The sequence below is a fragment of the Xanthomonas sp. WHRI 7064 genome (assembly GCF_040202355.2).
Taxonomy (GTDB): domain Bacteria; phylum Pseudomonadota; class Gammaproteobacteria; order Xanthomonadales; family Xanthomonadaceae; genus Xanthomonas; species Xanthomonas arboricola.
In genome coordinates this window covers 1,787,477-1,802,562 of sequence record NZ_CP167821.1, presented here as the reverse complement: position 1 = coordinate 1,802,562, position 15,086 = coordinate 1,787,477, and the positions used below count along the sequence as shown (strand labels likewise).

Here is a 15,086-nt window from a genome sequence, read left to right as displayed (position 1 = left end):
ACTGCGAATGGGGATTGGGGACGACGCACTCACGCCTTGACGTGATCGTGCGCAACAGTGGCCGGTGCAGCGGCTTCGCGACGCGTCACCCACTTGCGCAGCGCCACGTAGAACACCGGGGTCAGGAACAGGCCGAACAAGGTCACACCGAGCATGCCGGCGAACACGGTGATGCCGGTGACCGAGCGCACTTCGGCGCCGGCGCCATGCCCGAACACCAGCGGCACGGTGCCGGCGATGAAGGCGATGGAGGTCATCACGATCGGGCGCAGACGCAGGCGGCAGGCTTCCAGCGCGGCGTCGACGATGCCCTTGCCGTGCATTTCGAGTTCGCGGGCGAACTCCACGATCAGGATCGCGTTCTTGCACGCCAGGCCCATCAGCACCACCAACCCCACCTGCACGAACACATTGTTGTCGCCGCCGGTGAGCCACACACCGAACAAGGCCGACAGCAAGGTCATCGGCACGATCAGGATCACCGCCAGCGGCAGCGTCCAGCTCTCGTACAACGCGGCCAGCACCAGGAACGCCAGCAACACCGCCATCGGGAACACGATCAACGCCGAGTTGCCCTGCGTAGACTGCTGATAGCTCAGGTCGGTCCACTCGATGTTCATGCCGTTGGGCAACACCTTCGGCGCCATGCCGGCCAGCGTCTGCATCGCCTGGGTGGAGGAGAGCACGCGCGGGTCCGCTTCGCCGATCAGGTCGGCGGCCGGGTAGCCGTTGTAGCGGATCACCGGATCCGGGCCGTAGGTCTGGCCCAGCGTGACCATGCTGCCGATCGGCACCATCTGCCCGCGATCGTTGCGGGTGCGCAGGTTGGCGATGTCTTCGACGCTGTCGCGGAACTGTCCATCGGCCTGGGCGATCACCTGATAGGTGCGACCGAAGCGATTGAAGTCGTTGATGTAGGACGAACCCAGATAGGTCTGCAAGGTGTCAAACAGGTTGGTCAGCGGCACGCCCTGTGCCTTGGCCTTGTCGCGGTCGACCTTGGCATCGAGCTGCGGCACATTGGCCTGATACGTGCCGATCGGGAACTGCATGCCCGGCGTCTGCGAGATCGCACCGGACATCGCATTGACCGCACTCTGCAACTGGCCATAGCCCAGGCCGGCGCGGTCCTGGATGTACAGCGAGTAGCCCGAGCCCTGCCCCAGGCCCAGGATCGGCGGCGGCATGAACGCAAACGCAAAGCCCTGCTGGATCTGGCTGATGCGGGCGTTGATCTCCGCATTGATCTGCGCCGCAGTGCGGCTGCGCTGGCTGAACGGCTTGAGCGTCAGGAACACCGTGCCGGTATTGGGCGTGTTGGTGAACTGCAGCGGATTCAGGCCCGGGAACGCAATCGCGTGGTCAACGCCCTCGGTCTGCAGCGCGATCTGGGTGATCTGACGGATCACCTCATTGGTGCGTTCCAGCGAGGCGCCTTCCGGCAGCTTTGTACCGGCAATCAGGTACAGCTTGTCCTGGGTAGGAATGAAGCCGCCCGGCACCACCTTGAACATGAAGCCGGTGACCACCAGCAGCAGCACATACACCGCGAACACCGCGCCACGCTTGCCCAGGGTGCGCGAGACCGCGCCCTGGTACTTGTGCGAACTGCTGTTGAAGAAGCGATTGAACGGGCGGAACAACCAGCCGAACAAGCGGTCGATCAACCGCGACGGGCCATCCTTCGGTGCGTCATGCGGCTTGAGCAGCATGGCGGCCAGTGCCGGCGACAAGGTCAGCGAATTGATCGCCGAAATCACCGTGGAAATGGCGATGGTCACCGCGAACTGCTTGTAGAACTGGCCGGTCACGCCCGACAGGAACGCCATCGGCACGAACACCGCGCACAGCACCAGCGCGATGGCGATGATCGGCCCGGACACTTCGCGCATCGCCTGATGCGCAGCAGCCAACGGGGCCAGCCCTTCTTCGATGTTGCGCTCGACGTTTTCCACCACCACGATCGCATCGTCGACCACGATGCCGATCGCCAGTACCAGGCCGAACAGGCTCAGCGTGTTGATCGAAAAACCCAGCAGGTAGAGCGCGGCGAACGTACCGACCACCGACACCGGCACCGCCAGCAACGGAATGATCGAGGCGCGCCAGGTCTGCAGGAACAGGATCACCACCAGCACCACCAGCAGCACCGCTTCCAGCAGCGTGTGCACCACCGCGCTGATCGAGTCGCGCACGAACACGGTCGGGTCGTACGCAGCCGACCACGCCATGTCCTGCGGGAACTGCTTTTCCAGCTCGGCCATCTTGGCGCGCACCGCATCGGACAATTCGATCGCGTTGGCACCCGGCGACTGGAACACGCCCATGCCCACCGCGTTCTTGTTGTCCAGCTGCGAGCGCAAGGTGTAGTTGCCAGCGCCCAGTTCCAGACGCGCCACATCCGACAGCCGCACGATCTCGCCGCTGTTGCCGCTGCGGATCACGATGTTGCCGAATTCTTCTTCGGTGGTCAGGCGGCCCTGCGCATTGATCGACAGCAGGAAGTCGCTCTTGTTGGGCATCGGCTCGGCACCGAGCTGGCCGGCGGAGACCTGCACGTTCTGCTCGCGAATGGCCGCGACCACGTCGCTGGCGGTCAGCCCGCGCGCGGCGACCTTGTCCGGATCCAGCCAGATGCGCATGGCGTAATCGCCGGCACCGAAGATCTGGATCTGGCCCACGCCCGGCAGGCGCGACAGTTCGTCCTTGACCTTCAAGGTGGCGTAATTGCTCAGGTACAGCGAGTCGTACTTGCCCTTGGGCGAGGTCAGATGCACGACCATGGTCAGCGTCGGCGACTGCTTCTGCGTGGTCACGCCCTGGCGCCGCACGTCCTCGGGCAGACGCGCCTGCGCCTGACTGACACGGTTCTGCACCTGCACCTGCGCCTGGTCCGGATCGGTGCCCGGCTTGAAGGTCACGGTGACCACCAGCACGCCGTCGGAGCCGGCGACCGACTTCATGTACATCATGTCTTCCACGCCGTTGATGGCTTCCTCAAGCGGCGTGGCGACGGTCTCGGCGATGACCTTGGGATTGGCGCCCGGATACACCGCACGCACCTGCACGCTCGGCGGCACCACTTCCGGGTACTCGCTGATGGGCAGCAGCGGCATGGCGATCAGGCCGGCAGCGAAGATGATGATCGACAGCACCGCGGCAAAGATCGGCCGGTCGATGAAAAAACGGGAAAAGTCCATTGGGGTGGTCCTGAAAGAGGTTGCCGCCGGGTGGCGGCGCGGCACAGCGGCCCCGAACCGGCCTTGTTTCAAGGCCGGTGGTCACGGGCGCGATGCAGCGATGAATCAGTTCGAGGCGGTGCGCTTGTCCGGTGCCGTGGCCATGGCCACGGTCTTGGCATCGACCGGCATGCCAGGCATGAAGATCTTTTGCACGCCATCGACCACCACGCGGTCGCCGGCGGCCAGTCCCTTGCGCACGATGCGCAGGCCGTCGGCATTGCGGCCCAGCTCGATGTCGCGCCGTTGCGCCTTGCCGTCCTTGTCGACCACGTACACGTACTTGCGGTCCTGATCGGTCAGCACGGCCTTTTCGTCGACCAGCATGGCCTTGAACTGGCCGCTGCCCAGCAACTGCACGTGTGCATACAGGCCCGGCGTGAACTGGCGCTGCGCGTTGTCCAGCACCGCACGCACGCGGATGGTGCCGGTGCTGCGGGTCACCTGGTTATCCAGGAAATCAACGCGCCCGGTATGCGGGAAGCCCTGCTCGCCGACCAGGCCGATGCGCACCGGCAACTCGCCGCCGCGCGCATCCGGACGCTCGCCGTTGCGCGCCATCTGCGAATAGCGCAGGAAGGTGCCTTCGTCGGCATCGAAGTACACGAACACCTTGTCCAGCGACACCAGCGTGGTCAGCACGCTGGCGCTGTCGCTGGCGGTGACCAGATTGCCGGCGGTGACCATCGCACGCCCGGCGCGGCCATCGATCGGCGCACGCACGCGGGTCCAGTCCAGGTTGAGCTTGGCGGTATCCAGCGCGGCCTGTGCGGCCAGCAGATCGGCATCGGCCTGATCGGCGGCAGCGCGGCGCTGCTCCCAGGTCTCGGTCGAAATGGCCTGCTGGTCGGACAATTTGCGCGCACGTGCCGCTTCGCTGCGGGCCAGCGTGGATTGCGTGCGTGCACGCACCAGCGCCGCGTTAGCGCGCGCAAATTCAGCACGGTAGCTGCGGTCGTCAATGCTGAAGAGCACATCGCCCTTCTTCACTTCGGCGCCTTCGACGTAGTTGACCTTGTCGATGTAGCCGGACACGCGCGGGCGCAGCTCGACGCTTTCCACCGGCTCGATGCGGCCGCTGAATTCGTCCCACTGGCTGATCTCCTTCAGCAACACCGGGGCGACGCTGACGCTGGGCGGCGGCGGCGCGCCGGTCTCGGCAGCCTTGCTGCCGCAACCGGCCAGCACAACCGCGAGTACGGCGCCCGTCAATACAGTACGCAAGGGAAAACGGAACGGGGTGGCGTTCGGGGTCATGGGGAAATCTCTCGGGTGGGGATGGGAAAATGCAGACCGGCGAGCCGGTCGGCCGAAGGAGCGGCGTGCAGGCGACGGCTGACGGTCACGATGGCTTGCCCGGGCTGGCCAGGCCCGGCGATCAGTGAAACTGCGGCACGGCCGACATCCACGGCGCGGATCCATTCCGGACACGCGTCCTTGGCACGGCCCGGCGTACACACCGGCTGCTCGACCGACAGCAGGTGCACGCGGACGCCCAGCGGCTTGGCTTCCTCGTGCAGGACCTGGGCGAGCATGCGGGTGGCGGCAGCGGCAATCGAGGTATCGCCGTGCGCGGCCCAGGCACGCAGCGCGCAGGGGCTGCCCAGCAACAGGTAGCGGCCGCCGCCCTCGGCCTCGGCCAGCAGCGGCAGCAGATGCCGCGCGGCTGCCAGGTGCGGCAGCACATCGCGCTCGATGCGGCGACGCAGCGCAGTGACCGGGCGATCCAGCAGGCGGCCGGCTTTGAGCGGGCTGCCCACGCTGGCGATCACCGCCGCCAGCGGACGCGGGCGCTGGGCCAGTTCGCCGGCCAGCGCCTGCGCCGAAGCGTCGTCGGCGACCGAGCCCTGCAAGGTTTCCAGCAGCGGTGTATTGCCATGCTGCGCGCGCAGCGCGTCGAGCTTGGCGGCGTCGCGTCCAATCACCAGCACCGGCATCCGGGCATCGAGCAAGGCGGCGACGATACCGGCGCCGACATTGCCCGCGCCGCCGATGACGGCCGTCTCGGATTGGACCATCCCGGTCATGGGACTTTCACTCCCGACATCGGGACAATTCCGCGCTGCGCCAGACGCGCCGACAGTCCAGTCCGCTGTGTCGGCGCGCCGCCGGCCTGACGCCGGGGCGAGGTCGAAAAAGCGCGCGAAACGCCGGCACGCGGGCTTCTCGCCGTGGAAACCACTGGATCGAAGGCACCTTCGATGGCGCTACGCGAGGTCGACGACAAGCCGAAAACATTGCACAACCACATGGCCGTGCTCCTGCATGGAGGGGATGCCGCATAAGTTAGGCCCCAAACCAGCACTTGATTAGTCCGGATTTAGGGGAATAATCGTCCCGTAAGCGGTCTAATCCCTCCTGACCCCTGGAAGGCAGTCCCATGACTCACGATCTCAACGACACCCTGATCTTCGTCAAGGTGGTCGAACAAGGCAGCTTCATCGCCGCCGCCAACGCGCTCGGCCTGCCCAAGACCACCGTCAGCCGCAAGGTGCAGGAACTGGAAACCCGGTTGGGTGCCCGCCTGCTGCACCGGACCACGCGCCGCATCGGCCTCACCGAAGCCGGCTCGGTCTATCACGAACATTGCCAGCGCATCGCACGCGAACTGGAAGAGGCCGAGAGCGCCGTCGGGCAGTTGCAGTCCGGTCCGCGCGGCTGGCTGCGCTTCACCGTGCCCTACTCGCTGGGCATCACCTGGATCGCACCGTTGTTGGGCGAATTCCATGCGCAATACCCGGAGATCCAGCTGGACATGCATCTGGGCAACGAGAAGCTGGACTTGATCGGCGGCGAAGCTGATCTGGCATTGCGTGTCGGCGCGCTGCCCGACTCCAATCTGGTCGCGCGCAAGCTCGGCAGCCTGCGCACGCAGGTCTTCGCCAGCCCGTCCTACATCGAGCGCTATGGCGAGCCGCTGCATCCGGACGAGCTGCAGTTCCATCGCACGCTGGCGCTGCGCAAGAACCGCAACGTGCACAACAACCGCTTTTTTTGGTCGCTCAGCGACGGCAGCGATGTGCGCGATTTCCCGGTCAATCCGTTGATGGTGGCCAACGATCCGGCTGCGCTCAATGGCGCGGTGTTATGCGGCGAGGGCTTGCTGTTGACCGGCGATGTGATGGCCAAGCCGTTCGTGCAATCGGGTCTGGTGCGCCGGGTGCTCGCGGGTTGGACCGGGCCGGAGGTGGACTTCAACGCGGTGTTCGCCGGCGGCCGCCTGGTCTCGCCGAAAGTGCGCGCTTTTGTGGACTTCCTGGTGACGCGGATGAACTTCGATGCGGACTACATGATGGCGCAGTGCCCTGCGCGTCTGGCCGCGCAAAAGGCCGACAACGATGCAAAGATCGAGGTCGGCGCAGAGGCGGAACTGCGTGCAGAAGGCAAGCGCATCCTGGAAAACGTCACGGCCTAGTCCGCACTCGAATAGTCGCCTAACGGGGCACCCTCGTCCCCCTCGGGACAAGGTGCCCGAAGGGCGATGGGGAGACGTTGCACGTACAAGCGAAAACGTCCCGGCTGCTACAAATCCCGAATCCCGAATCGCTGCAGGAGTGTCTGTGCCACCCTGCGCCGGCACTGCTTGTCGCGGCGAATCACCATGACCGCTGTCGACCGATGCAATCTTGAAGCGACCGAGCGCGCGAGCTTTAGCGTGGGCTGGAGATCCGAAGCTGCGTTGGTCAATGCCTAGCGATAACGTATAGCTGCAAGTCAAAAGACCAGTCGGTCGAGTGCGCGGTGCCCTCACCGCTTGCGGGACACGCCGTGAATCCGTCCGTGGAGGCTCCTCGGCGGCATCCATGCCGCCGAGGGTCCCGCAACCGGCAAGGACACCGCACCAGAAAGTTGGTCGGCTGCTTTTTTTAAAAATTGTTACTCGGCCTGCGATAGCAGATGCGACGTTTGTAGCTTGCGTGTTGAAAGCCCGTTTGTTGCTCGGCTTGCAACGGGAAAATGGTGAGAGGTTGATCGAACACTTAGTGCTCCGAACAACGTACGGCATGCTCTGCTTGCAAACATGCACGCCGACCATCTTCGATGGTCCTTGCCCGCCCACCGTCGCGGGACTTTACGCGGCATGGATGCCGCGTAAGAGCCTACAGGGACGTACTTGCGGCGTGTCCCGCGAGGGTGGGCGGGCAAGGGCCCTGCAGAAAACCCGCAGATCGGCAGCTTTGCACCCCGACGCGCGCTTGATCAGAAATCGCAGCGCAAAAAAAACAGGCCGCTTTCGCGGCCCGTCTTGGTTACTCATCGCGGCTTGTCAGTCGACTCGCCACGATTCAGTGCGGCAGACTCAACGCATGCCCGTGTTGTTCCCGGCCCCCTCCGAGCGCAGCGGGATCAGGCGGATTTCGACGCGGCGGTTCTGTGCGCGGCCGGCATCGGTGCTGTTGTCGGCGATCGGGTAACGCTTGCCGGCGCCCATGGTTTCCATGCGCTCGCGCTGCACGCCTTGTGCGGTCAGATACTGCGCGACCGCGCCGGCGCGTTCTTCGGACAGACGCTGGTTGACCGCGTCGCTGCCGACGCTGTCGGTATGACCGACCACTTCCACCATGGTCTGGTTGTACTCGCGCAGTGTTGACGCCACGCCATTGAGCGCGCTGTAGAACTGCGGCTTCAACGCAGACTTGCCGAAGTCGAAGGTGATGCCGTCGGGTAGGTTCAAGGTGATGTTGTCGCCCTGGCGCTGCACTTCGATGCCGGTGTTGGCGGTGCGCTCACGCAGTGCGCGCTCCTGGCGATCCTGGTACTGGCCAACCGCCGCGCCGCTGAGCGCGCCGATGCCGGCGCCGACCATCGCATGCTGACGGCGCTCGGTGGCGCTGTCGCCGGTCAGCAGACCAGCGGCCACGCCAATCGCGGTGCCGATCAGCGCATTGCGGCCAGTGCGGTTCTGCTGTTGGGTCTGCTCGCCGTACTGGTCGCGCTGCACATACGAGCCGCCGGTGGCGCAGGCGGACAACGCAATGGCGCTGGCCAGGGCAACGGCAAGGCTCTTGGTGGCTGCTGGGGACATGGTGTTCTCCTGTGGCCGGACCATCCGGCACTCAATCGTGTCGGCGAGGATAAACAGGCCACCGCGACTGGCGCATGATGAAACCGACCTCCAATCGCACGCGGCTAGTGCTGCATTCAGGAAAACGTTTTCTGCTTGGGCAGCGGCATGCCTACGCGTAACGCATTCGCTGATGTGCGAAACAAGCGTCGCCGCGCACGCATGCAACGCTGCAGCCTTGCAGAAGAAAACACGCAGACGCGAGCATCGGGTGACCACGCAATCAGGATGTCGCTCACCTTGCCGCGCGCGCTTAGCCGCGCGTCTTCGCATACGCCGCCAGCGCCGCATCGCGGCCTTCGGCCAGGCCGATGATCGGCGTGCGCGGATACTCCGGTGCCAGACGCGCCAGCGACAACGGATGCAGCCACGGTGCGAAGCGCTCCTTCACCGCAAGCTTGCCGAGCTCAGGTACCCAGCGCGTGATGTAGGCGGCCTGCGGATCGAACTTCTCCGCCTGGGTGACCGGATTGAACACACGGAAATACGGCGCCGCATCGGCGCCGGTACCGGCCACCCACTGCCAGCCCAGGGTGTTGTTGGCCAGGTCCGCATCCACCAGGGTGTCCCAGAACCAGCGCGCGCCTTCAATCCAGTGCACGCGCAGATGCTTGCACAACATGCTCGCCACGATCATGCGCACGCGGTTGTGCATCCAGCCGGTGTGCCAGAGCTGGCGCATGCCGGCATCGACGATCGGAATGCCGGTGCGGCCCCGCTGCCAGGCCTGCAATGCGACCGGGTCTACCTTGGCCCAGTCAAAGCCTTCAAAACGCGGGTTGAGATTCTGGTTGGTGGTGTCGGGAAAATGGTGCAGCAGGTGATACGCAAAATCGCGCCAGCCCAGTTGGCGGATATAGCCGTCGATCTCGGCACCGTTGCGTGCGTTGCGATTGGCTTCCAGCGTACTGGCGATCCGCCACGGCGCAATCTCGCCGAAGTGCAGATGCGGTGATAACTGCGAGGTACCGACCCGGTCGGGCCGGTCGCGGTTTTCGCGATACCCGGACAGCGCGCCGTCGATGAAGATCTCCAGCATCTCGTGCGCGCCGGCCTCGCCGGGCTGCCAGTGCTCCCAGAAGCCTCCGTCCCAGTCCAGCGCCGGCAGCAGCCCCAGCGTGTCCAGCGCAGCGCTCTTCAATTGCGCAGGCAGCGGTGGCAGGCTGCGCGGTGCCGGCACCGCAGCCGGCAATTGCAGTTGCGTGAGCGCGTTGCGCCAGAACGGGGTGAACACCTTGTAGGGGCCGCCCTGCTGCGTCGTCAACTGCCACGGTTCGAACATCAGTGCAGAGTTGCAGCTCTGCACCTCGATCCCGCGCTCGCGCAGGCTGCGCTTGATCTGCGCATCGCGCGGCTGCGTGGCCGGCTCGTACTTGCGGTTCCAATACACCGCCACCGCCTTGGTCTGCGCGATCAGCTCATCCAGCACCTGCGCACTGTCACCGGCGCGCAGCACCAGACCACTGCCGAGCGCGCGCAGGGCCGCATCCAGCGCCGCGAGCGAGCGATGCCGCCAGCTCCGCGAGGCGGCGCCCGGCGTCCACTCGCCCTCTTCGTGCGGCGCATCGATATACAGCGGAATCGGCTGGTGCCCCGCATCCAGCGCAGCCTGCAAGGCCGGGTTGTCCTGCAGGCGCAGATCGCGACGGAACCAGACGATGGCGTAGGACATACAAGCTCGGCAGCGGCGATGAGGCGCGCAGCATAAGCCAGCAGATGCAAGGATGGCGCGATGCCGTAGCGACGGATTGCCGCCCGGCATCACGCAGGAGGTTTATTCGAAACTGCCCACCGAATCGTGGGCCAGATTGTCGAACCGGGTGTATTCGCCGAAGAACTTGAGCTTGCACGACCCGGTCGGCCCACCGCGGTGCTTGCCGATGATGATCTCGGCCAGGCCCTTGTCCGGCGAATTTTCCTTGTTGTAATAATCGTCGCGATAAATGAACACGATCATGTCCGCGTCCTGCTCGATCGCGCCGGATTCGCGCAAGTCGGCCATCACCGGGCGCTTGTCGGTACGTGTTTCCAGCGAGCGGTTGAGCTGCGACAACGCGATCACCGGCACGTTGAGCTCCTTGGCCAGGCCCTTGAGCGAACGCGAGATTTCCGAGATTTCGGTCGCGCGGTTTTCGCTGTTGCCCGGCACCGACATCAGCTGCAGGTAGTCAATGACGATCAGGCCCAGGTCGTGTTCGCGCTTGAGTCGGCGGCACTTGGAGCGCAGCACTTCCGGCGACACGCCCGGCGTGTCGTCGATGAAGATCTTGGTTTCCTTCAGCATCTTGATCGCGCCGGTCACACGCGCCCAGTCCTCGTCTTCCAGCGCGCCGGTACGCAGGCGTTGCGCATTGATGCGACCATTGGACGAGATCAGGCGCATCGCCAGCTGCGATGCCGACATTTCCATCGAGAATACCGCCACGCCCTTCTTGGATTTGATCGCGGCGTATTCGGCGATATTCAGCGCAAATGTGGTCTTGCCCATCGCCGGACGCGCGGCCAGGATGATCAGGTCGGTCGGCTGCAGGCCGGAGGTCATCGCGTCGAAATCGTTGTAGCCGGTCGGCAGGCCGGTGATGTTGCCGCCGTTTTCGAAACGGCTGCGCAATTCCTCGAAGGCGTCCTTCAACGCGCCCGGCATCGCCACGAAGTCGGTACGCCCGCGCGCGCCGGCCTCGGCGATCTTGAACACCGCCTTTTCCGCCGACGACAGCAACTCCACGCTTTCGCGGCCCTCGGGCTGGAAGCCGTCGTTGACGATGGTGGTGCCGACCTCGATCAGCTGTCGCAATACCGCCTTGTCGCGCACGATCTCCGCGTATGCGGCGATGTTGGCCGCCGAGGGCGTGGTGCTGGCCAGCTCGATCAGGTACGCGCCATCGCCGACCTGCTCCAGCTTGCCCTGCGACTCGAACCACTCACCCAGGGTCACCGCATCGAAGGGACGGTCCTTTTCGTTCAGTTCGCGAATCGCGCGGTAGATCAGCCGGTGATCGCGGCGGTAGAAATCGTTGTCGGTCAGTTGGTCGTTGACCCGATCGAACGCATCTGGCGCCAGCATCAACCCGCCGAGCACGGCCTGCTCGGCCTCGACCGAATGCGGCGGTACCCGCAACTGGTCAAGCCGCGGCTCGGGACGATCGTAATCGTCATCGTCGCGATCGCGATTGCGCTTGGAACGGAAACCAGGACGAGCAGCCATGGACAAACAGACCTGACACGAGGGAGACGAGGGCAGGAAGCATAGTCATCGGCGGCGCCGACGACCATGCACAACTCTGTGGATAACTGGTGGACAGCCGGTGCATCACCGTTCTACGCGCCGGCTGTCGCAACCGCCGAGACGCTTGCTGCGCCTGGGTTTGCACCGCATTAGCGGTGCCGGTTGGCAACTGTCTCCAGGCCCAACGCCGCTGTGGTCAACTCAACGCTTGGACTGTTCGACCATGCCCAGGAAGGCGTCGACAAAGCCCTGCAGGAACTTGCGGCTGTCGGCATTGGCGACCTGGTCGTCGGCACCGAACAGGCCGTCCTTGTACTGCAGGAAGACTTCCGGTTGGCCGAGCACCCGCATGTCCAGATACGACAGCACATTGCGCAGGTGCTGCTGCGCGGTGGCGGTGCCGATCGCCCCGACCGAGATGCCGACCACGGCGGCCGGCTTGCCCGCAAACGCGCTGTCGCCGTAGGGGCGCGAGCCGGTATCGAGGGCGTTCTTGAGCACGCCGGGAATCGAGCGGTTGTACTCCGGGGTGACGAACAGCACCGCGTCAGCCGAGCGGATCTGTTGCTTCAGCCGCCTGCCCTCTGCCGGGTAATCGCCATCGTGGTCCTGGTTGTACAGCGGGATGTCGCCGATCTCCACATACTCGAACACGGCCTTGTCGCCGGCCAGATGCTCCAGCGCGCGCGCCAGTTGGCGGTTGTAGGACGCGGCACGCAGGCTGCCGACCAGCACGGCGATGGTGATCTTGCTCATGGGGAACGCTCCATTGGGGGAATCAGCGCCCGACTCTAGTCAGCCTGGCGCTCATACCCGGTGAAGCGCGCCTGCCTCAGCGGCCGATCGCGGCGCGTTGGGCGCGCCAATGCACCTGCCAGGCCTGGAACATCAGCACCGTCCACAGGTGCGTATGCCATTTGCGCTCGCCGCCGTTGAAGTCCCGCCACAGCCCGGCCACGGTGTCGGCGGCGAACACGCCGTCGCGCTCCAGCGTGGCGTGCGCCAGCAGATCGTCGGCCCAGCCGTGCAGGTCGCCACGCAGCCAGGCACTGACCGGCGCGCCGAAGCCGCGCTTGCCGCGGTAGACCATCGGGTCGGGCAGATAGCGGCACAGCACGCGCTTGAGCAGGTATTTGCTGACCCCGTCGCGGTACTTCAGCGACAGCGGCAGCGACCAGGCGAACTCGGCCACCCGCCAGTCCAGCAGCGGCGCGCGCGCTTCCAGCCCCACCGCCATGGTGGTGCGGTCCACCTTGCATAGCAGATCGTCGGGCAGATAGGCGGCAAAGTCGGCCAGCATCATCGCGTCGGCCGGCGTGCCGGAGCCGTGCAGCGGGTCGGCCAGGCTGTAGAAACTGTCGGGCTCGGTCGCGCCCAGCACCACCGCGGCCGGATCGCGCCAGCGCGAGATGCGGTTGCGGTAGATGTCGCCGATGCCGCGTGCGCCGGCCTCGGCCACCAGCGCGGCCAGGCCGCCGGTGCGCGAGGACTCGCCGTTGCGGCGTGCCGCCAGCGCCATCAACCGCCGCAGCGGCCCCGGCACCAGCCCATGCATGCGCCAGTTACGCAGCGCACGCTGGTACCGGCCGTAGCCGAAGAACAACTCGTCGCCGCCATCGCCGGACAGCGCCACCGTCACCCCGCCACGCGCCAGCCGTGCGACCAGCGCGGTCGGCACCTGCGAGGCATCGGCGAAGGGCTCGTCGAACATGTCCGGCAGGGTCGGCACCACCGCCAGCGCGTCGGCGCCGCTGACATACAGCTCGGTGTGGTCGGTGTGCAGGTGCGTGGCCACTTCGCGCGCCAGCGGCGCTTCGTCGTGATGCGAACCTTCGAAGCCGATGCTGAAGGTATGCACCGGCTGGGTGCTCTGCGCCTGCATCATCGCGGTGACGATCGACGAATCGGTGCCGCCGGACAGGAACACGCCCACCGGCACGTCGGCCACCATGCGCAGCGCCACCGCATCGCGCAGCACTGCATCGAGTTGCTCCTCGGCCTGTGCATCGCTGCCGGTGAACGGCGCCGCCAGCGCGCGCTGCATCGCCTCGCGCGCGTTCCAGAACGGCTGCTGCGCCTGGTCCGGCCGATGCGCCGCCGCGCCGGCCGCCACCATCTGCGCATCCAGTCGCAGCACCCGCCCGGGCATCAACTTGAAGGTGCGCTCGTGGATGCAGGCCGGCGCCGGGATGTAGCCCAGCCGCAGCAGCAAGGTCAGCGCATTGCGATCGACCCCGTTATCGAAGTCCGGGTGCTGCCACAGCGCCTTGAGTTCGGAGCCGAACACCAGGGTGTCGCCGGCCCAGCCGTAGTACAGCGGCTTCTTGCCGACGCGGTCGCGGGCCAGATACAGGCAGTTGTCGCGCTCGTCCCACAACGCCAGCGCGAACATGCCGTTGCAGCGGGTCAGGGTGTCGTCCAGCCCCCACTCCACCACCGCCGCCAGCAGTACTTCGGTATCGGAATGACCGCGGAAGCGGTGCCCGAGTGCGGACAGCGCCGCGCGCAGCTGCGCGAAGTTGTAGATCTCGCCGTTGTAGGCCAGCACATAACGGCCATCGGCCGAGCGCATCGGCTGATGGCCCAGCGGCGACAGATCCAGGATGCTCAAGCGTTGATGCGCCAGCGCCACGCCGGCCTGCGCATCGCACCAGGTGCCGGCATCGTCGGGGCCGCGATGGCGCAAGGCCGCGCCCATCGGCAGCACCAGCGCATCAAGTTGTTCGCCATGCATGCGTGGCGAGGCCAGCAGCAGTCCAGCCAATCCGCACATCGTCAGTGCTCCCGCCGGCAGCACATGCCGCTCATGCCGTCACCGTGCCGGGCGCAGGCGCAGGCATTGCAATAAAACCGGGTACTGCTTGCACGCGCTGCAGCCAGGCACCGATCGCCGGCCAGCGCTCCAGATCGAAGCCGCCGTCCTCGGCGCAATGGGTGTAGGCAAACAGCGCGATATCGGCGATGCCGTAGTCGCTGCCGGTAAACCAGCGCTGCTGCTGCAGATGCTGCTCCATCACGGCCAGCGCCTGCTCGCCGCGGGCGCGCAGCTGCGGCAGTTCGGCGCGGCGCGCGGCATCGCGCGGCGTCCACAGGCTGATGAACCGCGCCACCGCGACATACGGCTCATGGCTGTATTGCTCGAAGAACATCCAGCTCAGGGCCTGCGCGCGCTGCCAGGCGTCGGTGGGCAGATACGGGGTGCCTTCGGCCAGCCAGAACAGGATCGCGTTGGATTCGGTCAGCACGCGGCCGTCGTCGCGCTCCACCATCGGCACCTTGCCGTTGGGATTCTTGGCCAGATACGCGGGCGTGCGGGTTTCACCGGCGGCGCTGTCGACCTCGACCCAGTGATAGCGGCTGCCCAATTGCTCCAGCAGCAGGCGCACCTTGTAGCAGTTGCCGGAACTGGACATGCCATGGACGGTCAACGGGGGACGCACGGTCGACATCAAGCTGGCTCCGCGGCAGCAACGAGGGGCTGGCAGTGTCACAGCCCCGGGGGCCTTTGCAAAGCCCTGCACCGATTCTGCTGCAAGGCGTGGCCGCGGTTGCGTGC

The 15,086-nt window shown here is 65.8% G+C and carries 11 protein-coding genes; 1 reads left to right on the top strand and 10 read right to left on the bottom strand.

Features of this window, described 5'->3' with window-relative positions; translation table 11 throughout:
• Positions 1-29 precede the first annotated feature (29 nt).
• The 4 genes from ABQY74_RS07790 to ABQY74_RS07775 all read right to left on the bottom strand — a co-directional run bounded on the left by ABQY74_RS07790 (position 30) and on the right by ABQY74_RS07775 (position 5,490).
• Entirely contained in the window at positions 30-3,200 is a 3,171-nt protein-coding gene (locus tag ABQY74_RS07790; protein WP_039520435.1) for an efflux RND transporter permease subunit, read from the bottom strand.
• Between the two features lie 105 nt (positions 3,201-3,305).
• Positions 3,306-4,496 (bottom strand): efflux RND transporter periplasmic adaptor subunit, encoded by a 1,191-nt coding sequence (locus ABQY74_RS07785; RefSeq protein ID WP_024938934.1) that lies wholly within the window; start codon positions 4,494-4,496, stop codon positions 3,306-3,308.
• Positions 4,493-5,266 (bottom strand): SDR family NAD(P)-dependent oxidoreductase, encoded by a 774-nt coding sequence (locus tag ABQY74_RS07780; protein ID WP_046342206.1) that lies wholly within the window; start codon positions 5,264-5,266, stop codon positions 4,493-4,495. Before ABQY74_RS07780 ends, ABQY74_RS07785 begins: the two co-directional genes overlap by 4 nt.
• Positions 5,263-5,490 (bottom strand): hypothetical protein, encoded by a 228-nt coding sequence (locus ABQY74_RS07775; protein WP_080639618.1) that lies wholly within the window; start codon positions 5,488-5,490, stop codon positions 5,263-5,265. Before ABQY74_RS07775 ends, ABQY74_RS07780 begins: the two co-directional genes overlap by 4 nt.
• A gap of 129 nt (positions 5,491-5,619) precedes the next feature.
• Here ABQY74_RS07775 and ABQY74_RS07770 point away from each other — a divergent pair, with 129 nt between their 5' ends.
• Positions 5,620-6,654 carry a LysR family transcriptional regulator gene (locus ABQY74_RS07770; RefSeq protein ID WP_016850355.1) on the top strand — a complete coding sequence of 345 codons (1,035 nt, stop codon included), beginning with the start codon at positions 5,620-5,622 and terminating at the stop codon, positions 6,652-6,654.
• Positions 6,655-7,539: 885 nt separating this feature from the next.
• Here the strand turns inward: ABQY74_RS07770 and ABQY74_RS07765 are convergent.
• The 6 genes from ABQY74_RS07765 to ABQY74_RS07740 all read right to left on the bottom strand — a co-directional run bounded on the left by ABQY74_RS07765 (position 7,540) and on the right by ABQY74_RS07740 (position 14,979).
• On the bottom strand, positions 7,540-8,265 hold the full coding sequence (locus ABQY74_RS07765) for an OmpA family protein (RefSeq protein WP_016902719.1): 726 nt from the start codon (positions 8,263-8,265) through the stop codon (positions 7,540-7,542).
• 292 nt (positions 8,266-8,557) lie between these two features.
• Complete coding sequence (locus tag ABQY74_RS07760; protein ID WP_349793767.1) at positions 8,558-9,976, bottom strand: deoxyribodipyrimidine photo-lyase; 1,419 nt, start codon at positions 9,974-9,976, stop codon at positions 8,558-8,560.
• A gap of 102 nt (positions 9,977-10,078) precedes the next feature.
• Positions 10,079-11,509 carry a replicative DNA helicase gene (locus ABQY74_RS07755; protein WP_016902717.1) on the bottom strand — a complete coding sequence of 477 codons (1,431 nt, stop codon included), beginning with the start codon at positions 11,507-11,509 and terminating at the stop codon, positions 10,079-10,081.
• Positions 11,510-11,731: 222 nt separating this feature from the next.
• Positions 11,732-12,286 carry an NADPH-dependent FMN reductase gene (locus tag ABQY74_RS07750; protein WP_349793769.1) on the bottom strand — a complete coding sequence of 185 codons (555 nt, stop codon included), beginning with the start codon at positions 12,284-12,286 and terminating at the stop codon, positions 11,732-11,734.
• A gap of 76 nt (positions 12,287-12,362) precedes the next feature.
• The gene (gene asnB, locus ABQY74_RS07745) at positions 12,363-14,303 is read right to left on the bottom strand and encodes an asparagine synthase (glutamine-hydrolyzing) (protein WP_349793771.1); all 1,941 of its coding nucleotides are present in this window, start codon (positions 14,301-14,303) and stop codon (positions 12,363-12,365) included.
• A 31-nt stretch (positions 14,304-14,334) separates the two neighbouring features.
• Complete coding sequence (locus ABQY74_RS07740; protein ID WP_349793773.1) at positions 14,335-14,979, bottom strand: glutathione S-transferase family protein; 645 nt, start codon at positions 14,977-14,979, stop codon at positions 14,335-14,337.
• Between the last annotated feature and the right edge of the window lie 107 nt (positions 14,980-15,086).

What these genes read in the sequence shown, in the direction of transcription:
- ABQY74_RS07790 (WP_039520435.1), bottom strand. Translation starts at nt 3,200, where the DNA reads ATGGACTTTTCCCGTTTTTTCATCGACCGGCCGATCTTTGCCGCGGTG.
- ABQY74_RS07785 (WP_024938934.1), bottom strand. Translation starts at nt 4,496, where the DNA reads ATGACCCCGAACGCCACCCCGTTCCGTTTTCCCTTGCGTACTGTATTG.
- ABQY74_RS07780 (WP_046342206.1), bottom strand. Translation starts at nt 5,266, where the DNA reads ATGACCGGGATGGTCCAATCCGAGACGGCCGTCATCGGCGGCGCGGGC.
- ABQY74_RS07775 (WP_080639618.1), bottom strand. Translation starts at nt 5,490, where the DNA reads ATGTGGTTGTGCAATGTTTTCGGCTTGTCGTCGACCTCGCGTAGCGCC.
- ABQY74_RS07770 (WP_016850355.1), top strand. Translation starts at nt 5,620, where the DNA reads ATGACTCACGATCTCAACGACACCCTGATCTTCGTCAAGGTGGTCGAA.
- ABQY74_RS07765 (WP_016902719.1), bottom strand. Translation starts at nt 8,265, where the DNA reads ATGTCCCCAGCAGCCACCAAGAGCCTTGCCGTTGCCCTGGCCAGCGCC.
- ABQY74_RS07760 (WP_349793767.1), bottom strand. Translation starts at nt 9,976, where the DNA reads ATGTCCTACGCCATCGTCTGGTTCCGTCGCGATCTGCGCCTGCAGGAC.
- ABQY74_RS07755 (WP_016902717.1), bottom strand. Translation starts at nt 11,509, where the DNA reads ATGGCTGCTCGTCCTGGTTTCCGTTCCAAGCGCAATCGCGATCGCGAC.
- ABQY74_RS07750 (WP_349793769.1), bottom strand. Translation starts at nt 12,286, where the DNA reads ATGAGCAAGATCACCATCGCCGTGCTGGTCGGCAGCCTGCGTGCCGCG.
- asnB (WP_349793771.1), bottom strand. Translation starts at nt 14,303, where the DNA reads ATGTGCGGATTGGCTGGACTGCTGCTGGCCTCGCCACGCATGCATGGC.
- ABQY74_RS07740 (WP_349793773.1), bottom strand. Translation starts at nt 14,979, where the DNA reads ATGTCGACCGTGCGTCCCCCGTTGACCGTCCATGGCATGTCCAGTTCC.